Annotated in this window: 16 protein-coding genes and 1 pseudogene; 9 read left to right on the top strand and 8 right to left on the bottom strand. The window is 70.4% G+C overall.

Features of this window, described 5'->3' with window-relative positions:
• Window positions 1–237 precede the first annotated feature (237 nt).
• Entirely contained in the window at window positions 238–1,695 is a 1,458-nt protein-coding gene (locus ACGFH9_RS30315; RefSeq protein WP_393226130.1) for an aminotransferase class V-fold PLP-dependent enzyme, read from the top strand.
• A gap of 15 nt (window positions 1,696–1,710) precedes the next feature.
• Here ACGFH9_RS30315 and ACGFH9_RS30310 read toward each other — a convergent pair whose 3' ends face one another.
• Complete coding sequence (locus ACGFH9_RS30310) at window positions 1,711–2,109, bottom strand: hypothetical protein (RefSeq protein WP_393226127.1); 399 nt, start codon at window positions 2,107–2,109, stop codon at window positions 1,711–1,713.
• Between the two features lie 159 nt (window positions 2,110–2,268).
• Here ACGFH9_RS30310 and ACGFH9_RS30305 point away from each other — a divergent pair.
• From ACGFH9_RS30305 to ACGFH9_RS30290, 4 genes and pseudogenes are all read left to right on the top strand, one after another.
• A pseudogene (locus ACGFH9_RS30305) lies at window positions 2,269–3,491 on the top strand (family 16 glycosylhydrolase); the annotation flags it as partial.
• 224 nt (window positions 3,492–3,715) lie between these two features.
• On the top strand, window positions 3,716–4,738 hold the full coding sequence (locus tag ACGFH9_RS30300; protein ID WP_393226124.1) for a DUF4331 family protein: 1,023 nt from the start codon (window positions 3,716–3,718) through the stop codon (window positions 4,736–4,738).
• 120 nt (window positions 4,739–4,858) lie between these two features.
• Window positions 4,859–5,404, top strand: a complete 546-nt coding sequence (locus ACGFH9_RS30295) for a hypothetical protein (protein ID WP_393226121.1) — start codon at window positions 4,859–4,861, stop codon at window positions 5,402–5,404.
• Between the two features lie 16 nt (window positions 5,405–5,420).
• A complete protein-coding gene (locus tag ACGFH9_RS30290; RefSeq protein ID WP_393226118.1) occupies window positions 5,421–6,404 on the top strand; it encodes a hypothetical protein in 984 nt (327 codons plus the stop codon).
• 385 nt (window positions 6,405–6,789) lie between these two features.
• On the opposite strand, the gene ACGFH9_RS30285 is transcribed toward ACGFH9_RS30290, so the two are convergent.
• Window positions 6,790–9,771: a fibronectin type III domain-containing protein gene (locus ACGFH9_RS30285; RefSeq protein WP_393226115.1), complete on the bottom strand. Its 2,982-nt coding sequence runs from the start codon at window positions 9,769–9,771 to the stop codon at window positions 6,790–6,792.
• A 329-nt stretch (window positions 9,772–10,100) separates the two neighbouring features.
• Complete coding sequence (locus ACGFH9_RS30280; RefSeq protein WP_393226112.1) at window positions 10,101–10,751, bottom strand: M23 family metallopeptidase; 651 nt, start codon at window positions 10,749–10,751, stop codon at window positions 10,101–10,103.
• A 112-nt stretch (window positions 10,752–10,863) separates the two neighbouring features.
• Between ACGFH9_RS30280 and ACGFH9_RS30275 the strand changes: the two genes are divergently transcribed.
• The 3 genes from ACGFH9_RS30275 to ACGFH9_RS30265 are packed head-to-tail and all read left to right on the top strand — an operon-like array spanning window position 10,864 to window position 12,276.
• Entirely contained in the window at window positions 10,864–10,986 is a 123-nt protein-coding gene (locus ACGFH9_RS30275) for a hypothetical protein (RefSeq protein ID WP_393226110.1), read from the top strand.
• Complete coding sequence (locus ACGFH9_RS30270) at window positions 10,983–11,675, top strand: hypothetical protein (protein WP_393226108.1); 693 nt, start codon at window positions 10,983–10,985, stop codon at window positions 11,673–11,675. Before ACGFH9_RS30275 ends, ACGFH9_RS30270 begins: the two co-directional genes overlap by 4 nt.
• A gap of 13 nt (window positions 11,676–11,688) precedes the next feature.
• A complete protein-coding gene (locus ACGFH9_RS30265) occupies window positions 11,689–12,276 on the top strand; it encodes a TetR/AcrR family transcriptional regulator (RefSeq protein WP_393226105.1) in 588 nt (195 codons plus the stop codon).
• On the opposite strand, the gene ACGFH9_RS30260 is transcribed toward ACGFH9_RS30265, so the two are convergent.
• The 3 genes from ACGFH9_RS30260 to ACGFH9_RS30250 all read right to left on the bottom strand — a co-directional run bounded on the left by ACGFH9_RS30260 (window position 12,174) and on the right by ACGFH9_RS30250 (window position 15,148).
• Window positions 12,174–12,743 (bottom strand): alkaline phosphatase D family protein, encoded by a 570-nt coding sequence (locus ACGFH9_RS30260; RefSeq protein ID WP_393226102.1) that lies wholly within the window; start codon window positions 12,741–12,743, stop codon window positions 12,174–12,176. The two genes, ACGFH9_RS30265 and ACGFH9_RS30260, sit on opposite strands and share 103 nt — an antisense overlap.
• A gap of 147 nt (window positions 12,744–12,890) precedes the next feature.
• Window positions 12,891–13,868: a TolB family protein gene (locus tag ACGFH9_RS30255; protein ID WP_393226133.1), complete on the bottom strand. Its 978-nt coding sequence runs from the start codon at window positions 13,866–13,868 to the stop codon at window positions 12,891–12,893.
• A gap of 5 nt (window positions 13,869–13,873) precedes the next feature.
• Window positions 13,874–15,148 (bottom strand): MFS transporter, encoded by a 1,275-nt coding sequence (locus ACGFH9_RS30250; RefSeq protein WP_393226099.1) that lies wholly within the window; start codon window positions 15,146–15,148, stop codon window positions 13,874–13,876.
• Window positions 15,149–15,371: 223 nt separating this feature from the next.
• Between ACGFH9_RS30250 and ACGFH9_RS30245 the strand changes: the two genes are divergently transcribed.
• Window positions 15,372–16,748: a DNRLRE domain-containing protein gene (locus ACGFH9_RS30245; protein ID WP_393226097.1), complete on the top strand. Its 1,377-nt coding sequence runs from the start codon at window positions 15,372–15,374 to the stop codon at window positions 16,746–16,748.
• Window positions 16,749–16,813: 65 nt separating this feature from the next.
• Here ACGFH9_RS30245 and mmsB read toward each other — a convergent pair whose 3' ends face one another.
• Window positions 16,814–18,064: a multiple monosaccharide ABC transporter permease gene (gene mmsB / locus ACGFH9_RS30240; RefSeq protein ID WP_355247622.1), complete on the bottom strand. Its 1,251-nt coding sequence runs from the start codon at window positions 18,062–18,064 to the stop codon at window positions 16,814–16,816.
• On the bottom strand, window positions 18,061–19,599 hold the full coding sequence (mmsA, locus tag ACGFH9_RS30235) for a multiple monosaccharide ABC transporter ATP-binding protein (protein ID WP_393226094.1): 1,539 nt from the start codon (window positions 19,597–19,599) through the stop codon (window positions 18,061–18,063). The genes mmsB and mmsA overlap by 4 nt, the downstream gene beginning before the upstream one ends.
• Between the last annotated feature and the right edge of the window lie 313 nt (window positions 19,600–19,912).

Below are 19,912 nucleotides of genomic sequence, written 5' to 3'. Positions count from 1 at the left end.
GCCCGTCTTCCCACGACTCAACCAACCCAACGCTAACCACAATGAACCAACGAGCCGCATCCACCCGAAGTTGCGAACCACCGTTGCAGTACTAGCCCAACCTCCCCAGCTGCCGGAGGCGGCCGGTGGTTGCACCGGCCGTCCACCGTTCACGGCGGGCGCGCTGCGCGGACGGCCAGTAACATCGGCGAAGCGCAATATCTAGCGGCTCACTTCCGACTGGATCGAGCACTCGACATGACGACCGAGCCGACCCCGCACACCTCCCCGACGGCGCTACCGGGGTATGCCGCCACCGGCCGGATCGACGAGCTACGCGCCACCGAGTACCGACATCTGGACACCGACGGACAGGTGTACCTCGACTACGCCGGGGCCGGGGTGGTGGCCCAGGCCCAGGTTCGCGAGCATCACGACCGGCTGCTCGCCGGCCTGTACAGCAACCCGCACTCGGAGAACCCCACCAGCGCGGCGGCGGGTTCGCTGGTGCAGACCGCGCGACGCGCGGTGCTCGACTTCTTCCGCGCCGACCCGGCCGAGTACGCGGTCGTCTTCACCCCCAACGCCAGCGGCGCCTGCCGGCTGGTCGGCGAGGCGTACGACTTCGGCCGGGCCGCGCCGCTGGTGCTGACCTGGGACAACCACAACTCGGTGAACGGCATCCGCGAGTACGCCCGCTCAGCCGGCGCGTCGGTGCGCTACGTGCCGCTGAGCGGGCCGGAGCTGCGGGTCGCCGAGTCCGACCTGGTCACAGCACTCGACGCCGGCCTGGTTCGTCGGTGGGGTCGGCCGGGCCGCCGCGGGCTGTTGGCCTACCCGGCGCAGAGCAACTTCTCCGGGGTGCAGCACCCACTGAGCTGGGTGGAACTGGCCCACCAGCACGGCTACGACGTGCTACTCGACGCTGCCGCGTTCGCACCGACGAACCGCCTGGACCTCAGCGTCGTCCGGCCGGATTTCGTGTGCCTGAGCTGGTACAAGCTCTTCGGCTACCCCACCGGGGTCGGCGCTCTGCTGGCCCGCCGGGACGCGTTGGCCCGGCTGCGCCGACCCTGGTTCGCCGGCGGCACGATCCGCGCGGTCAGCGTGCAGGGTGACTGGCACCGGCCGATGGACGACGAGTCGGCGTTCGAGGACGGCACGCTCAACTTCCTGAGCATCCCGGACGTGGAGTTCGGGTTGCGCTGGCTCGACTCGATCGGCGTGGACCTCGTCCACGCCCGGGTCGGCCTGCTCACCGAATGGCTGTTGGAACGGCTGGCCATGCTGCGGCACAACACCGGCGGCCCACTGGTCCAGGTGTACGGGCCGACGACGCAGACGGGGCGCGGCGGCACGGTGACGTTCAACCTCCGTCACCCGGATGGCACGCTCGTCGACGAACGGCTCGTCGCGCGGGAGGCCGCAGCGGCGGGTTTCTCCCTGCGTACCGGCTGTTTCTGCAACCCGGGCGCGGGCGAGGGCGCGTTCGGGATCAGCCGGACGTCGACGCGGCGGCGACTGTTGGCGGGGGTGGACACGATCGACAAGTACCTCGCCGCGCTGCGTCTGCCGACGGGCGGCGCGGTCCGTGTCTCGTTCGGACTGGCCTCCACGGCCACCGACGCCCAACGCTTCGTCGCGTTCGCCCAGTCGACCTACCTCAACCGGGCGGTCGGCACCGAGTCACCACTGCCACCTCGGCTGCGCTGCTGACCTACCCGGCCGCGCCTAGCTGACCTGGGCGACCGGTGCCGGGCGGTGCTTGATCTCCTCCATGAACGGGAACCGGGCGGTCAGCTCGGCGACCGTCAGGCCGGCCCGCCAGGCTGCGGCCACCTGAGCGACCTGCATCAGGTCCATGACGTCACCGCGAGCGAGGACCTCTCCCGAGACGCGAAGGTCGATCATGAAGTATCGAGCCTGCGACCCCAGCCCCACGCAGATGACGCCCTCAGCGGAGTGCAGCTCGGCGCAGGTGTACCGAGCCCGCCCCTGCTCCGGCGCGGTCACCCGGCCGACGTCGAGCCCGTGGCGGGCAGCGGTTTCGATAAGCGCGGGGGCCAGACCGCCCCGCTCGACCAGATCCGGGTAGAGGCGCACACCCAGCGCCGTCGACGCCTCGCTCATGACTGACTCCCACTTCCTTGTGACCGAGACCAGCAGCGCGCAAGTTACGGGAACGTTTCCGGCACGCCTCGTCATCCTGTCCCGCGTGGACGCCCACGGCAATAGGAAGGGTCGATTCGACCGCTATCGAGTAATGCTCGGCCACGCCAAAGACCGTCGATGGGTCAGCGCCACCCCCACGCTGAGGAGCCTCCCGTGTTCACAGCCCGACCGAGCCTCCGCTTTCGCCCCCTCGCACTCCTGGCAGTCGCCCTCGTCGCGACCACGATGGCGCTCGTCGTCCCGACGCACCCCGACCGGGCCGAGGCCGACATCGGCCCGCTCACCTGGCAGGACGAGTTCAACGCCCCGGCCGGCACGCCCGTCGATGCGAACAAGTGGCGCTTCGACATCGGCGGCGGTGGCTGGGGCAACAACGAGCGGCAGTACTACACCAACAGCACCAGCAACGCCGTACACGACGGCCAGGGCAACCTCGTCATCACGGCCCGCCGGGAAAACCCCGCCAACTACCAGTGTCACTACGGCCGCTGCGAGTACACCTCCGCCCGACTGCTGACCGCGGCGACCTTCACCCAGACGTACGGTCGCTTCGAGGCCCGCATCAAGATCCCGCGCGGCCAGGGCATCTGGCCGGCGTTCTGGATGCTCGGCACCGGCGGCGGGTGGCCCGACTCCGGCGAGATCGACGTCATGGAGAACATCGGCCGGGAGCCCAACACCGTCTACGGCACCGTCCACGGCCCCGGCTACTCCGGCAGCGGCGGCATCACCGGCAGCCGCAGCATCGGCGGTCCGCTCGCCGACGGGTTCCACGACTACCGGGTGGACTGGGAGCCGGGCGCGATCACCTGGTACCTCGACGGGGTGCAGTACCACCGCGTCGACCCGGCCCGCCTCGGCGGCAACCGGTGGGTGTTCGACCACCCGTTCTTCATGATCCTCAACGTGGCGGTCGGCGGGAACTGGCCCGGCTACCCGGACGGCTCCACGCAGTTCCCCCAGCAGATGCTCGTCGACTACGTCCGGGTGTCGAGCTACACCTCCGACGGCGGCAACCCGACGCCTGGCACCACGCGAATCCGGGGCGCGCAGAGCGGGCGCTGCATCGACATCCCGAGCGCCAACCCGGTAGAGGGCGCCAAGCTCCAGATCTGGGACTGCAACACGACCGCTGCGCAGTCATGGACCTTCGCCTCCGACGGCACCGTCCGGGCGATGGGCAAGTGCATGGACCCGGCCTGGGCCGGCACGGCCAACGGCACCGAGGTAACCTGGTCAACTGCAACGGCAACCCGGCCCAGCGCTTCACGCTCAACAGCGCGGGCAACCTGGTCAACCTCAGCGCCAACAAGTGCGTGGACGTGCGGGAGGCCAATCCCAACAACGGTGGCAAGCTGCACCTGTGGGACTGCCTCGGCGCGTCCAACCAGAAGTGGTCCCGCTTCTGACGGGACCGGCGTGATCGGGTGGGCCGCCCGTCGGACGACCCACCCCACTCGTGCGGCATCCCGCCCCGCGGTGGTGGACCTCGATTCGGTCGGGCAACCACACCGTGACCGCTATGTTCGGCTTAATCCGAAATAGCCGTTACGGGAGTGAGCTCATGTCGCACCACCTTGACACCCCCCTCGCCGCCCAGGGCGGCCAGCTCTACATCGACGACCTGTACGTCTTCGACGGTGACCGCACCACCGTGTTCGTCATGGACGTCAACAGCTCCGTGACCAGGGCCGACATCAAGCGCGGCTTCCACGCCGAGGCCCGCTACGAGTTCAAGGTCCACTTCAACGGCTCGGACATGGAGGAGCTGACCTACCGGTTCGCGTTCGGCGAGCCGGACGGCAACGCCACGCAGGCCCTCCAACTGTACGAACTCACCGGTGCCGACGCCCGCGACGACGCCGCCATGGGGACTCCCATCGCCGAGGGCAGGACCGGCGAGGTGACGACCGGGCAGCGCGTCCGGGTCTGGGCGGGCCGGATCACCGACCCCTTCTACATCGACCTCGGCGAACTCGCCACGATCAACGGCGCGGTCAAGAAGGGCGCGAAGGTGGACCGCTCGACGTGGCGGGCCGAGCAGGCCACGAACAGCTTCGCCGGCACGACCGTCGAGTCGATCGTCCTGGAGGTCTCCCACGACGAACCGCTGCTGCGCGAGGGCACCGAGATCGCGGTCTGGTGTCGAACCCTGCTCGCCACCGACGCGGGCGGGTGGCGGCAGATCAACCGCGCCGGCCACCCCATGATGTGGCCCGTCTTCTGGCCGCACGACACCGACTTCTCGGACCCGGCGAACTTCCGGCACCCCAGCCAGGACCTGCCCGAGGACGGGGAGGAGATCGCCAAGGCGGTCGCCGCGGTCGTCGCGGCGAACGGCACCGCGCCGGACCCGCAGGCGTACGGCTGGAGCGTCGCCCGGGTGCTCTACCCCGACGTGCTGTCATACACGGTGGGCACGGCCGCGAACTACGGCTTCGCGGTTCACAACGGCCGCACCATGGCCGACAACGCGCCCGAGGTGATGTTCTCCCTGGTCCTCAACACCGGCACCACCTCGGGCCTCACCCCCGACGTCACGAAGGCCGCCCGCGCCGACGCGTTCCCGTACGTGGTGCCGGCCTGACCACTTCCCGACCTGGCCGAACCCCGGCCGAGTGACAGTGGTTCTTTTTGACCGTTTAATACGGTTTAGCGCAGTTAGTCTCTGACTCGCATCCGTTGGGCGATTCAGATAGGAGACTTGATGCGTAGGAAACTTCTCGCGGGCGTGGCCGGCATCGCCGCCACCCTCGCTCTCGCCGGACCGGCCGTCGCCGACACGACGGGCGACACGATCGTGACCCTCACCGTCGACGCCGCCGGTGGTCTCTCGATCACGGTACCGGCGACAGCGAACATCGGACACGGCGTGGAGGGGTCGACCGTCACCGGTCAACTCGGCCCGGTCACCGTGCTGGACCAGCGCGGGTCGCTCACCCCGAACTGGACCGCCACCGTCATCTCCACCGACTTCATCACCGGCGGCGGCACGTCCGGGGAGACGATCCCGAACATCAACGTCCTGTACTGGTCCGGTCCCCCCACGGCGACCGCCGGTAGCGGCACCTTCACGCCGGGACAGCCCACCGCGGCTCAGCAGGTGATCATCAACGTTCCGCGGACGGCGATGAGCCACACCGGCGGAACGGGCAACAACTTCGCCACCTGGAACCCCACGCTGTCGGTGAACATCCCGGTCGGCACCGTCCAGGGTGTCTACACGGGGACGGTGACACATTCGGTGTTCTAAGCCGCTCGGCCGGCTGGTGCTGCTGGCCTCCGTCGCCCTCGTGGCGCTCGGGGTCTCGGCGGCGCCAGCCGTCGCCGTGCGGGAACAGCGACAGGACCCCGCCGACGACGCCGCGATCAGCATCCGCATGCTGGACATCCCGGCGAGCCGGGTGCAGGACCCGCGTGCCCAGGTCTACATCGTGGACCACCTGAATCCGGGTACGACGATCCACCGCCGGGTCGAGGTGCAGAACACCTCGGACGAGACGCAGAAGATCGACTTCTACTCCGGGGCGGCCTCGGTGGAGAACAACGCCTTCGCCGTGCCCGAGGGGCGTACGGGCAACGAACTCAGCGGGTGGATCCGGTTGAAGACCGCCACGCTGGAACTGGATCCGGGCGAGCGCAGGCCGGTCGAGGTCGAGATCGCCGTCCCGAGAAAGGCGTCCAAGGGCGAGCGGTACGCCGCGATCTGGGCACAGGTCACCAGCTCGAAGGAACGCACCGGCAACGTCACGCAGATCCACCGGGTGGGCATCCGGGTCTATCTCGACGTCGGCCCGGGCGGTGAGCCACCGACGGACTTCCGCATCGACGGGCTGGCCGCCGAGCCCGGAACGGGTGAGTTTCCCGTGGTGACCGCCAAGATCACGAACACCGGCCAGCGCGCCCTGGACATGACCGGCACCGTGTCACTGCGCAAGGCGGCGGTGCAGGCCGGACCGTTCAAGGTGACCAACGGCGTGACGATCCTGCCCGGTCAGAGCGGCCAGGTCCGCGTCGAGGTCAACCAGTCGCTGCCCGCGGGCACCTGGGAGGTCCACGCGAAACTCGCCAGCGGCACCGTCGAGCGCACCGCGACCGGCACGATCGCCCTGCCCATCGCCGCGCCGATGGCGGTCGCGCGGGCCACCGGGCCGGGTTGGCTGGTCTACGCGGTCGGCGTGGTCGCCATGCTTGTCGTGGTCACGCTCTGCGGCTGGTACCTCGTCCGTCGGCAACGGACCCGACTGGCCTGACCGGCGACCGGCGACGACCCTCGGTCACCTCCGCGGGGGCGACTGTGGTCGAGAGCGGTATACCTCAGAGTCATATTCACACCTCGGAGGTATACCGCTCAACAGCACATCGACATGCGGTCCGCCAACAGGGATGGCCAGACCTACTCGTCTAGGCCGTGTGTCAAAGCCCCTGACCGGCCTGCGGAGGCCGAGAGGACCGGCCGTTTCGGCCGCTGGTGAACCGTCGCTCGCGGGCCCGTGGTCCGGCCGGATCGGAGCCGCCCCCTCCATTGAGCGTGATGCCTGTGAGTCATCAAGATGACTCACAGGCATCACCCTCATCGTGGTGTGTCCGCCGTCCGCCGTCCGCCCCTCTGCTCGACCGAGGACCTTGACACACGGCCTAGATGACCGAGTGCGTCACGACCGCCACGTAGTTGCCGACCACCAGGCCGTTCGGAAGCCGCACCACCAGGGTCGGGTTCCAGGTGACCGAGTTCGCGCCGCCGGTCTGGCCGGACCAGCCGGCGGCCGTACGCGGTGTGTCCAACACCGCGCCGGGCTGCGGGAGGAACGTCCCGTCGCCGGTGGTGGCGATGGCCGCCCCGGAGGCGTACGTGATGTTGCTGTTCGGAATGGTCTCGCCCGACGTGCCGGAACCCGTGACGAAGTTCGTCGTCGAGACGACGCTCACCCACCGTCCCGAGAAGGGGCCACGATCGTCGGTCACGGTCACCGGGCCGAGTTGGCCCGAGACGCCTGTCGCGTCCGAGGTGACGGTGCCGAGTGAGGAGATCGTCGGAACGCTGATGGAGAGCCCGCCGAGCGGACTGATGACCAGTTGCACAGCCCTCGTGTCGGACTGGTTGAACGAGTCGGTCACCCGCACGGTGAACGGGAACGTGCCGGACGCGGTGGGTGTGCCGGAGAGCAGTCCGGTGGCCGGGTCGAGGCTCAGACCGGCGGGCAGGCTCCCGGCGCTGACCGACCAGACGAAGGGGCTCGTGCCGCCCGCCACCGTGAGCTGGTACTGGTACGCCACGTACGCCTTGCCCGGCGGTGGCGGCGCGAAGTTCAACGTCGGCGGCGGGTTGACCGTCACCGAGGCGGAGGGGGCGGACTGGGGGCCGGTACCGGCGGCGTTGATCGCGGCCACCCGGAAGGTGTACGTGGTGCCGCCGGTCAGCCCGGTGACGAGCTGGGTCGTGGCGGTCCCAGTGAAGGTCTGGGGGGTCTGCGCGACCCCGTTGACGTAGGGCGTCACGGTGTAACCGGTGATGGGTGAACTCCCGTTGGCCGGGGTCGTCCAGCTCAGCCTGGCGGCGGTGGTCCCCCCGGTTACCGAGGTGATCGTCGGAGCGCCCGGCAGGGTGTACGGGACCACCGCCGCCGAGGCCGGGCTGGCCGCCCCGGTGCCGAACGCGTTCACCGCAGCCACCCGGAAGGCGTACGAGGAGCCGGCGGTCAACCCGGTAAGCGTGCGGCTGGTGGTGGAGGCGTCGAACGTGAGCGTCGGCTGGGTGACACCGTCCCGGATCGGGGTGATCAGATAGCTGGTGATCGGACTGCCGTTGCTCGCCGGCGCGGTCCAGCTCACGGTGGCGCTGGTGACGCCGGCGACGGCGGTGGGTGCGGCGGGAGTGCCGGGCAGGGAGGCGTAGGTGTAGTTCGCCGAGCCGGCGGATCCTCTGGTTACCACGGTGACCGTGACCGGCGTCGCGCCGGACCGGGCGGGCATCGACGAGATGCCGAGGGTGCCGTCCGTGTTCACGGTGAAGCAGCCAACCGCCGGGCCGGAGGTGCAGGGCAGCAGTACCACCGAGGTGCCGGCCTGCTGTTCGGCGGTCGTACCGATGGTGATGGCGGTGGCGCCGGACAGGTTGCTGCCGCCGACGGTGACCGCGCCACCCCCGGAGATCGAGCCCTGGGCGGGGGTGACCGTGACGCCGCTGGGCGCGGCGGCGGGCACGACGGGTGTGGTGGAGGTGGACAGGCCCGGATTCGCGTCGATGGACGACGAGGTCGCCACCGTCGCGGTCTGGATCAGCGTCGGCGTCACGCCGGAGGCGGTGACGGTCGCGACGACAGTGATCGGTGGCAGGGTGCTGCCACCCGGGAACGGGCCGTTGCTGTTGGTGCAGGTGATGGTCTGCCCCGATGGTGCGCCGCAGACCCAGCCGGTGCCGAACGCGCCACGCGGCGTGACACCGGTCGGCACCGTCTGGGTGACCGAGATCGGCGACGTCTCGGTGGCCCCGGCGTCGACTCCCGCGGTGATCGAGTAGCTGACCGGGTCACCGGGCTGTGGGGTGGCACCGACCGAGCTGGTCTGCGACACGAACAGATCCGGCACCTGGTTGAAGGTGACCGCGCGGGCCTCGTCGACCTCGTGGAAGTCGGTGACCGAGCCGGTCGAGCCCACCCATCCGAACGCGAGTTGCCGAGGGTAGCCGCTGGCGTTCAGCCAGGTCGGCGACGGGTACAGGCTCGGCGACACGACCGGGAGCGGGCCCTCCAGGGTCCGCGCGGACCCGCCGACCGGGGTGAACCTGACCCGGTACTGGCCGGCGGGAGTGGTGATCCCGGTGTCGGTGGTGTACGGCGAGGCGGTGGTGTTGATGACGACCTCGACCGGCACCACCGACGCGGCCCGGGTACTGGCCCGCAACGCCAGGGCGGGCGCCGAGGTGCTGCCGGCGCTGCTGTTGATCGCGCAGTAGCCGACACTGTTCCGGCCCGGCCCACGGATCACGACCTGGCCGGGCACCCGCCCGCCGGTGGTCGAGATGTACGGCGGGTTCGTGCAGCCGGTGCCCTGGTAGGTGCTGTTGCTGAAGTTGCCGAAGACGTCCAGGCCAATGCCCAGGTAGCCGTTGGACAGGCCCGCCGACACCCCGTTGAACGCCGCCGAGTAACCCAGCGAGCCGCCGGACTGGCCGAGGGTCGACGGGGATCGTGGGTTGGCCGGGTCGACTGCCGCCAGCGCGAAGGCGAGGCCGTCCGCACCCGGGGTGGAGCCGCCGTACTGGTAGGTGTTGAAGGTGAGGTGCAGGCCCTGCGAGGTGGGCACGCTGACCGCGCTGAACACCCCACCCTGTCGGTTGATGGTGGCGGGGGTGAGGCGCAGCTTGCCCGCGCCCTGCGGGTCGGTGGAGGTGGTGCAGCTCAGCAGCGGGCCGGTGGTGGAGTTGCCGGCGGCGCTCAGGCACGCGGCGTTGGTGGCGAGGACGCCGGGCACGGCGGGCACCGCAACCGCGCCGATGCCGTTCGCGGTGTTGTTGTGGAACGGCTGGTTGAACAGGACAGACCCGACCGCCGCCGCGGACAGTGGTGTGAGCGTCAGGACGCTCACGGTAACGGCGGCCACCAGGGCCACGGTGCTCATCGGACGACGCCGCCGCCGAAACGCCATGCCCACTCCCAGCTGTCACTTCAATCCCGAATGGGACTATATCCCCCCAAAACTCCGTCGCATCGGCGTACTCGAAAGCTGGCCCGGCCCCTGCGGACACGGACCGGCCCCCTCGGTCACACCGAGAGGGCCGGTCCGGAGGCAGCGGGGCGGCCAGCCCGCGATGTCGCGCGGGTCGCGGCTGCGCGGGTACGTGTTCTTCTCCCCGATCGCGCCGTCCTGCTTCTTGATCACGTGCTCGACGCCCCGGTCGGCCGCCATCTCGCCCAGTGCCCCCGGAAGTGGCGCGCAAACCGTCGTCCTCAGGAGACGGCCGGACAGTTGTTGCTCACCCGGCGGAGGATCTGTTCGCGCTCGTCGGTCGTTATGCCCGAGGGCGTGCCGTCGAAGTGGGTCTCCACCTTGTCCCGGCTGCGGCGCTGCTCGTAGTGCAGGTGCGGCGCGCCGGAGTTGCCGGTGCTGCCGAGCCGCCCGATCTGCTCACCCTGAACGACCCTCTGACCGACCTTGACCAGCGGCGGTTCGAGCATGTGCAGGTACTGCGTCTCCCACCTGCCGCCGTGATCGATCTTCACCCAGTAGCCGCCGCCGCGACCGCGCGGACCTTCCGGGTTGTCCGGCGTCCGGCCGCCCAGCGACCCGTTGATGCCGGCCACCGTGACCGTGCCGGCGTAGGACGCGAGGACGGGCCGCCCCCACGAGTCGCCCTCGATGGGGAAGAAGTCGACGTCGTAGTCGTCGTGGCCGGGATAGGTGCTGAGCTGCCAGGCCTCCCCGCAGGCGACCGGCATCTGGAAGATCGGCCGTGGACCGGCGGGTCGCAGCATCGGCACGACGACCACGGCGACGCCGACGACGGCCGCCGCCGCCGCGACGAGCGCGAGCAGGACGACGAGGGTACGTCGGCGGGGGCGGCGATGGGTGCGGACTCTGGTGGGGCGGCCGGTCGTCACCGGTCCGAGCATGGCAGACGCGAGCGAGCCGCACCACTTTCACATTGCAGTCGCATCGTCATGACGCTACGGTGGATTACGGTGCACTCGTATTGCAAACTGGGAGGCCGGCGTGTACGTGCTCGCGTTGTCCGAGTTGACCACCGACATGGGTGACCTGGTCGGCGGCAAGGCCGCCGGGCTGGGCGCGCCGATCCGGCACGACGAACACGAAACCCGAGGACGACGCGGATGACCGACACGAGTACGCCGACCAGGGCGAGGGTGGGACCGCTGCTGCGCCGGGCGGTCGTGACCGAGGCCGCGATGTGGCGCAGCCTCTACGTCTGGGCGCGTCGCCGTCCCCTGCCGCTCGGCCCGGGCGACGAGCCGTTCGGCTACCTCGGCGTGGTCAGACCGATCCTCGGGATCTTCATCGCCCTGTCGGCCGTCGAGATTCCGATCTTCGACCTGATCGTCACCCACGTGGTCCCCTGGCGGCCGGCCCGCTGGATCGTGCTCGGCCTCGGCATCTGGGGTCTGCTCTGGATGGTCGGCCTCTGGGCCAGCATGACCATCCACCCCCACGTCGTCGCCGACGCCGGGCTGCGGGTACGCCTCAACTCGGGCATCGACATCTGGCTCCCCTGGGCGGACGTCGCCGCGCTGCGCAAACGCCACCGTTCCCTGCCGTCGAGCAGATCCGTCCAGGTCGAGCAGGAGGATGAGCGCCGCGTCCTGCACCTCTCGGTCGGCAGTCAGACGAGCATCGACGTCCTGCTGCGCCGGCCGACGGCCTTCGACCTGCCCACGGGCCGGTCCGCGCCGATGGACGAGCTGCGGCTGTACGCCGACGACCCCGACGGTCTGCTGCGCAGTGCCCGGGGCACGCCCGCGCCGGAGGCTGACCGCCGCGCGACGGCGGCTCCCGGTCGCCCACTGTGAAACGATCGAGGCCATGCCCAAGAAGGTCGACCACCAGCAGCGACGCACCCTCATCGCGGACGCGTTGATGCGGGTCGCCGCGGACCAGGGCCTGGAGGCCGTCAGCCTCCGCCACGTCGCCACCGAGGCGGGCGTCTCCGCCGGAATGGTCCAGCACTACTTCGGCACCAAGGACGAGATGATGGCGTTCGCGTTGATCGTGGTCCGCGAACGCAGCCAGATCCGGGTCACCGAGGCGGTGGCGGGCCTGGGCGAGAACCCTCCGCCACGGTTGCTGCTGCGCACGATGATCGCCGCGCTCCTGCCGCTCGACGAGCACACCCGCGACGACGGTCGGGTGGCACTCGCGTTCCTCGCGTACACGGCGGTGCGACCGTCGGCCGCGCCCAGCCTGCGCGAGGACACCGCGCAGTTCACCGCGTTCATCGCCAGCATCCTGCCCACCAACGACGCGGCATCCGCGGCCGGCCTGCTGGCGCTGATGGAGGGGCTGGGCGTCTACCTGCTGGGTGGGCAGTACACCGCCGAGCAGGCGCTGGACGCCCTGGACGCCCAGCTGGACCTGCTCTTCGGCGGAACCCGCACGACCGACGGGCCGTGACCGTTGCCGCTCGGCGCGGAGGCCGGCCGCAGCGGCATGTTCTCGTAGTAGGCGCGGTACGCGGCGGTGCGCCGTGCCGTCCACTGGGCGGCGGTCAGGGTCGGGCTGCTGTCGGCGCGGACCATGTTCGCGTACTTGTTCTCCACCTCGTGGTCGTCCGGCACCACCAGCCAGGGTGCCGCCGCGTGGGCCGCCTGGAGGTCGGGGTCGGACTTGTAGAGGGCGTACCGGCGGCGGTAGTCGGCCAGCGACACGATCTCCGCGCCGACGTGCTGGCGTACCGCCGCGGTGTTGACGCCGCCGTCGTAGATGTAGTCGCCGAGGTGCAGGATCAGCCCCGGGTTCTCCTCGGCCATCCGCCGGTACGCCGTGTAGTAGCCGGCCTCGTAGTGCGCGCAGGAGGCGAACGCCATGACCAGGTCGCGGCCGAACGTGCCCGGGGCCGGCGCGGTCCGCGTCCGCCCCACCGGGAGATCTGCCCCTGGGCCCGGAAGCGGTAGTAGTAGTCGGAGTCGGCCCGTCGATGAACGGCGAAGGCTGCGGCGCGGAAGCCGACATGACGGGACGTTGGCCGCGTGAAGGCGGTCAGGTGTCCTGGCTCGATGGCCGAGCCGTCAGGTCAGCGGCGACGGCGACTCGGCACCCGGGATCAACAGCTTCGGCGTGCCGGACCCGTCGGCGGAGACGGCGAAGACGTCCGGCCGACCGTCGCTCTGCCGCAGCGTGTAGGCGAGCGTCGCATCGTCGAGCCAGGCAGCCTGGTCGTCGACGCTTGCCTGCTCCGCCGTCGCGGTGATCCGCCCCGACGACAGGTCGAGAACCGACAGCCGCCAGCCCTTCTTCGGGTCGGCGTCGATCGCCTGCTTGAAGGCGATCCGGGTGCCGTCGGGCGCCAGCGACGGGCACTCGACGTTCTCCCGCAGCGTCTCGACGGTCCGGGCCGCCACGTCGCCGCGTACCAGGTAACGCTTGCCACCGGTCGACATGGTCGCGTAGAAGCGGTTGTCGTCGGCGGTGAAGGTGACGCCCCAGTAGTTGACGTCCGGGCTGCGGTGGGCGCGGCCGTCCAGCGTGACGGCGAACTCCTCCAGCGACGTCACGGTGGCACCGGTGACCGTGTCGAGGATGCCGGTGCGGGTGGAGAAGCCGCTCGCCGTGTAGGAGTCGCCCCCGACGAACGTCGTCCAGGAGACCATCCGGCCCGACGCCGAGACCCGGGCCCGGTTGGGCAGGCCGGGCAGGCTGAGTGTCCGCTTCTCGCGCAGCGCCGCGTCGAGCACCACCACCTGGTACGACCACGCCGTCTCCGGCTTCAGGCAGACACCGGTGCCGGCCGCCGCGTACACCCGTAGGCATTCCAGACCCGAGACGGTACGCGGCCCGGCGGGGTCGGCGATGCTGACGCTGGAGACGTACCTGTCGGTGACGGCCAGCAGGCGCGGACCCGGCGTCAGCGTGACCGCCTGGTCCCCAGCGGCGGCCGGCGGCGGGGTCCGGGGCGGCTCGGCGGCGACGGCCGCGTAGCCCACCGCCCCACTGCCCAACAGCACCACCGAGGCGGCCACCACACCGAGCTTCGCCCGGGTCGACATCGCGGTCACGGGGACACCCTCCGGGGGATCAGACGGGACGGAAAGGCCAGCAGGAACACGGTGGGCACCAGCACGCCGACGACGGCCACGGCCGCCACCCGGACCGCCGTCTGCGGCCCCCACGCCTGCCAGGCGAGACCGAACAGAATCGACGAGACGAGGTACGCGAGCGCCTGCCCGGTCTGCACCAGCGCGATCCCGGTGGTGCGCAGTCGCGGTGGCAGGACCGGGCCGGCGAGCGCGATGAGCACGCCGTCGGTGGCCGCGTAGAACGTGCCGTACAGGGTGAGCGTCAGCACGAGCGCCGGCCAGCCGTGCAACGGCCCGGACAGCAGCAGGTACGTCACGCCGAGGGCGACGTAACCACCCACCACCACCGGCAGCCTCCCGATCCGGTCGGCGAGCACACCGAGTGGGGCGGCGAGCAGCAGGTACGCGAGGCTGGTACCCACCGCCAGCAGCGGGAACCACCGCAGCCCCAGGTCCTCGCGGCGTTGCAGCACCAGGTAGACGAAGCCGTCGCCGATGGTGGCCAGGCCGAGCATCGTCGCGGCCAGCAACAGCCGACGTACGGATCGGCTGCGCAGCAGGCCCCACGCCTCGCCGACGGAGACCCGGGGCTCGCCCGGAGCATCGGCAGCCTCGCTGCTCGGACGCTCCCGCACGAACAGCACGAGCACGACCACGGCCAGGGCGGCGATGCAGAAACTGGTGACGAAGACCGCGTCGTACGACTGCCCGACGGCCAGCAGGACGGCGAACGCGGCGAGCGGCCCGAGGAACGCGCCGACGCTGTCCATGGCCCGGTGCACCCCGAACGCCCTGCCCAGAGCCTCGGGTGGGGTGGAGAGCGTGATCAGGGCGTCGCGGGGCGCGCTGCGGATGCCCTTGCCCACCCGGTCCACGGCGATGACCGCGCCGATGGCGGTGACCGACCGGCCGGCGAGCAACAGGCCGAGTTTGGCGACCGCGGAGAGCGCGTAGCCGACGCCGGCGACCAGCTTGCGCCGTCGGAACCGGTCGGCGACGAAACCGCCGACGACCCGCAGCAGCGCGGTCGCGCCCGTGTGGACGCCGTCGAGCACACCGAAGGCCACCGGGCTGAGGTGCAGGCCCAGCACCAGGTAGAGCGGCAGGACGGCGGCCACCATCTCGGCCGAGACGTCGGTGATCAGGCTGACCGTGCCGAGCGCGACCACGTTGCCGCTGACCATCGCGAGCCGTCGGCGTCGTGGGCCGGGTGGGTCGGCGACCGGGCCGGAGACGGTCGACAGGTACACGCGCATCTCCTCTGCGACGGCGGGTGACGGTCAGTCATCGTGACGACCCGGTGCGCGGGGCCACAAGGGAGCGTCGGCAGCGGGCAGGCGTGCGATGGATGAACATCACGCGAACATCGAAGTGTTTCGCTGTTTGAGCGTACTGTTCATCTGGCGGCAGTGCGCCGGTTCATCGGCCTTCCTACGTTCCTTGCGCTCTCCACCCGCAACGAAGGGGTCCTGGATGGACATTCGAATCGCCCGCCCACCGGTGACGATCGGAACGGTCGCGGTACTGGTCACCGCCACCGCCGCCGTCATCCTGACCGGCTCGGGCACGGCCTCCGCGGCGAGCGTGACGTTCACGCCGGTCGCCGACACCTACGTCCAGAGCGACACCGCATCCACCAACTACGGCACGTCCACGCAGGTCGTGGTCGACAACTCACCGTCGCGGCGCATCTTCCTGCGCTTCACGGTGAGCGGCGTCAGCGGCCCGGTGACCAGCGCGAAGCTGCGGCTGCGCACGATCAGCGGCAACAGCGGCAGCGACGCCGGTGGCACGTTCCGGAGGATGTCCAGCACCGCCTGGTCGGAGACCGGCACCACCTGGAACAACCAGCCGGCCATCGACGGGGCCACGCTCGGGTCGCTGGGCGCGGTGTCCGGCAACACCTGGTACGAGGTCGACGTCACCTCGGCGGTCACCGGCAACGGCACGTACAGCTTCGGCGCCACCTCGACCAGCGGCGACGGCGCGTACTACGACACCCGCGAGAGTGGCGGCGACGCCCCACAACTGGTGGTCACGGCCGGCACCACGACGCCGCCGTCCGGTGACCCGGTCCTCGTCGGCGCCGGCGACATCGCCACCTCCGGCTCCGGCGACACGGCCACCGCCGCGTTGCTCGACACCATCTCCGGCACCGTCTTCACGACCGGCGACAACGTCTACGACAGCGGCACCGCGGCACAGTTCGCCAGCTACTACGAACCCACCTGGGGCCGGCACAAGAGCCGCACCCGCCCGTCGCCGGGCAACCACGACTACAACACGTCCGGCGCGACCGGCTACTACAACTACTTCGGTACGACCGCCGGCCCGAGCGGCCGGGGCTACTACTCCTACGACCTCGGCAACTGGCACGTCGTGTCGCTGAACTCGAACATCAGCATGTCGGCCGGCTCCACCCAGGAGCAGTGGCTGCGCGCCGACCTCGCGGCCAGCAGCAAGCCGTGCACGATCGCCTACTGGCACCACCCGCTGTTCACGTCCAGCTCCGACCACTCGCCGTCCACGTCGACGCGCCCGCTGTACCAGGCGCTCTACGACTACAACGCCGACGTCGTGGTGTGGGGCCACAACCACGTGTACGAGCGGTTCGGCCCGATGAACCCGTCCGGGAGCTACGACGCCAGCCGGGGCATGCGCAGCTTCGTCGCCGGGATGGGCGGTGCGGACCACTACGGCTTCGGCACCATCCAGCCCAACAGCGAGGCACGCAACAGCTCCGCCTGGGGGGTCCTGAAGTTCACCCTGCACTCCGGCAGCTACGACTGGCAGTTCGTGCCCGTCGCCGGCCAGACGTACGCCGACACCGGCACCGGCACCTGCCACTGACCCACTGACGACGTGTGCCCCTGCCCGTACCTCGGGCAGGGGCACACGTACGTGCCGTCCTGGTGTCAGCGGGTGCCGGCCGCGCGGCGCTTGTTGTAGACGTCGAACGCGACGGCGACGAGCAGGACGAGGCCCTTCACCACCGACTGCGTCGACTGGTCGACGCCCATCAGCTGCATGCCGTTGCTCATCACCGCCATGATCAGACCACCGACCATCGCGCCGACCACGGTGCCCACGCCACCGGTGACCGCCGCGCCACCGATGAAGGCGGCCGCGATCGCGTCCAGCTCGAACATGTTGCCGGCCGCCGGCTGCGCGCCGTTGGACCGCGACGAGTAGATGACACCCGCCACCGCCGCCAGGAAGCCCATGTTGACGAACATCCAGAAGTTGACGGTGCGGACCTTCACGCCCGACAGCGCCGCCGCCGAGAGGTTGCCGCCGATCGCGTAGACCTGACGGCCGAAGACCGTCCGCCGGGTGAGCAGACCGTAGACGAGCACCAGGACCGCCAGGATGATCAGCACGATCGGCAGCCCTCGGGCGTGCGCCAACTGCCAGGCGAAGTACATGATGACCGCGCCCACCAGGACGACCCGGGCGACGAACAGCGGGAACGACTCGACCGGCTGCTGGTAGCGGATACGCGCCAGGCGGGTACGGAAGCCGCTCACCGCGTACCCGGCCACGGCGATCGCGCCGATCAGCAACGTGAAGGCGTCGAACCCGTTTCCACCGAGCAGGCCGTTGAGGAAGCCCGCCGCGACCTTCTGGTACTCGGCCGGGAACGGCGACAGCGAGATGTTGTCGAGCACCCGCAGGGTGAGGCCGCGGAACAGCAGCATGCCGGCCAGGGTCACGATGAACGCGGGGATGCCGGCGTACGCCACCCAGAAGCCGTGCCAGGCGCCGACCGCGATGCCGACGGCCAGGGCCGCGAGCACGCCCAGCCACCACGGGTGGCCCTGCTGGATCACCAGGACTGCGGACACCGCGCCGGTGAGCGCGACCACCGAGCCCACCGACAGGTCGATGTGACCGCCGATGATCAGGATGACCATGCCGATCGCGAGGACCAGGATGTACGAGTACTGAAGGACGATGTTGGTGATGTTGCCGGGGCTCAGCGACACGCCGTCGGTCAGGACCGCGAAGAGCCCCACGATGACGACCAGGGCGACGTAGATCCCGCTCTGCCGGAGGTTGTTCAGCACCAGGGCGCGCAGGTCGCTCGTCCCCGTGTGCAGAGCGGCCGCCGGCGCGGGGTCCGACGGTGTCGGGCGCTCCGTCGAAGGGGTTTTGATGCTGGTCATCCGACGAGCTCCTTGTCCTTTGTCATCAGCTCCATGAGGCTCTCCTGGGTCGCCTCGCCTACCGGCTTCTCACCGGTGATCCGGCCCGCGGCGAGGGCGTAGATGCGATCGCACATCCCCAGCAGCTCCGGCAGCTCGGAGGAGATGACGATCACCGCCTTGCCCTCGGCCACCAGCCGGTTGATGATCGTGTAGATCTCGAACTTGGCGCCGACGTCGATCCCCCGCGTCGGCTCGTCGAGGATCAGCACGTCCGGGTCGGTGAAGAGCCACTTCGACAGCACGACCTTCTGCTGGTTACCGCCGGAGAGCTTGCCGACGACCGCCATCACGCTTGTCGTCTTGATGTTCATGTCCCGCCGGCTCGTCTCGGCGACCTTGATCTCCTCGTTGCCGTTCACCCAGCCGAGCCGGGCCAGCCGGTCCAGGGCGGCGGCGGAGACGTTGCGCCGGACGTCGTCGATGAGGTTGAGGCCGTACCGCTTGCGGTCCTCGGTGACGTACGCGATGCCGTGGTGGATGGCCTCCGCGACGTTACGGGCGTTGACCTCCCGCCCGTGCATGTAGAGCTTGCCGGTGATGTCTCGGCCGTAGGAGCGGCCGAAGACGCTCATCGCCAGCTCGGTCCGGCCCGCGCCCATCAGACCCGCGATGCCGACCACCTCGCCGGCACGCACCGACAGGTTGACGCCCTCGACGACCATCCGCTCCTGGGTGGGGTGCCGCACCGACCAGTCCTCGATCCGCAGCACCTCCTCGCCGGGCGACGATTCGCGGTCGGGGTAGAAGCTCTCGATGTCGCGACCGACCATGCCCCGGATGATGCGCTGCTGGTTCACGTCGTCGGCGCGCATGTCGAGGGTTTCCACCGTGTGACCGTCCCGGATGACGGTGGTCGAGTCGGCGATCGCGGTGATCTCGTTGAGCTTGTGCGAGATCATGATGCAGGTGATGCCCCGCTCCTTGAGCTGTCGGAGCAGGCCGAGCAGGTGTGCCGAGTCGACGTCGTTGAGGGCGGCCGTCGGCTCGTCCAGGATGAGCAGGCGCACCTTCTTGGACAGCGCCTTGGCGATCTCCACGAGCTGCTGCTTGCCCACGCCGAGCTGGATGACCGGGGTGACCGGGTTCTCGTGCAGCCCGACGGACGCCAGCAGCTTCGCCGCTTCGGCGTTGGCCCGGTTCCAGTCGATCAGACCGCTGCGGCCCCGCCGCTCGTTGCCCAGGAAGAGGTTCTCGGCGATCGACAGGTAGGGCACCAGTGCGAGTTCCTGGTGGATGATGACGATGCCATTGGCCTCGCTGTCCCGGATGCCCCGGAACTGCATCGGCTTGCCGCCGAAGAGGATCTCGCCGTCGTACGAGCCGGATGGGTGGACGCCGGAGAGCACCTTCATCAGGGTGGACTTGCCGGCGCCGTTCTCGCCGCAGATGGCATGGATCTCGCCCCGGCGTACCGCGAGGTTGACGTCCTCCAGCGCGGTCACTCCGGGGAAGGTCTTCGTGATACGACGCATCTCGAGGATGGTGTCGTCCATGGTCACTGTCCTCTGTCAGTCTGGACGTTGCTCCGTCACGGCGTGGGGGGGGGGGGGGGGGGCCCCCCCCCCCCCCCCCGGGGCGGCGGGGGGGGGGGGGGGCGGGCGGCCCCCCCCCCCCCCCCCCCGCCCCCCGGGGCCCCCCCCCCCCGGCCCGGGCCGGGGGCGGGGGGCCCCCCCGGCCGGGGGTCACCCGGCCCGGGGCGGGGCGGGGGGGGGGGGCGCGCGGGGGGGGGGGGGCGGGGGGGGGGGGGGGGGTGGCCCCCCCCCCCCCCCCCGCCCCCCCCCCCGCGGCCCGGGTACTGGCCCGCAA

The sequence above is a fragment of the Micromonospora sp. NPDC049102 genome, assembly GCF_043197485.1.
GTDB lineage: Bacteria > Actinomycetota > Actinomycetes > Mycobacteriales > Micromonosporaceae > Micromonospora.
This window is presented reverse-complemented; position numbering and strand designations above follow the sequence as displayed.

Excerpts from the sequence above, each read along its gene's own strand:
- ACGFH9_RS30285 (WP_393226115.1), bottom strand. The coding sequence starts at position 9,771 with ATGAGCACCGTGGCCCTGGTGGCCGCCGTTACCGTGAGCGTCCTGACG.
- ACGFH9_RS30265 (WP_393226105.1), top strand. The coding sequence starts at position 11,689 with ATGCCCAAGAAGGTCGACCACCAGCAGCGACGCACCCTCATCGCGGAC.
- ACGFH9_RS30315 (WP_393226130.1), top strand. The coding sequence starts at position 238 with ATGACGACCGAGCCGACCCCGCACACCTCCCCGACGGCGCTACCGGGG.
- ACGFH9_RS30245 (WP_393226097.1), top strand. The coding sequence starts at position 15,372 with ATGGACATTCGAATCGCCCGCCCACCGGTGACGATCGGAACGGTCGCG.
- ACGFH9_RS30300 (WP_393226124.1), top strand. The coding sequence starts at position 3,716 with ATGTCGCACCACCTTGACACCCCCCTCGCCGCCCAGGGCGGCCAGCTC.
- mmsB (WP_355247622.1), bottom strand. The coding sequence starts at position 18,064 with ATGACCAGCATCAAAACCCCTTCGACGGAGCGCCCGACACCGTCGGAC.
- ACGFH9_RS30255 (WP_393226133.1), bottom strand. The coding sequence starts at position 13,868 with ATGTCGACCCGGGCGAAGCTCGGTGTGGTGGCCGCCTCGGTGGTGCTG.
- mmsA (WP_393226094.1), bottom strand. The coding sequence starts at position 19,599 with ATGGACGACACCATCCTCGAGATGCGTCGTATCACGAAGACCTTCCCC.
- ACGFH9_RS30270 (WP_393226108.1), top strand. The coding sequence starts at position 10,983 with ATGACCGACACGAGTACGCCGACCAGGGCGAGGGTGGGACCGCTGCTG.
- ACGFH9_RS30310 (WP_393226127.1), bottom strand. The coding sequence starts at position 2,109 with ATGAGCGAGGCGTCGACGGCGCTGGGTGTGCGCCTCTACCCGGATCTG.
- ACGFH9_RS30295 (WP_393226121.1), top strand. The coding sequence starts at position 4,859 with ATGCGTAGGAAACTTCTCGCGGGCGTGGCCGGCATCGCCGCCACCCTC.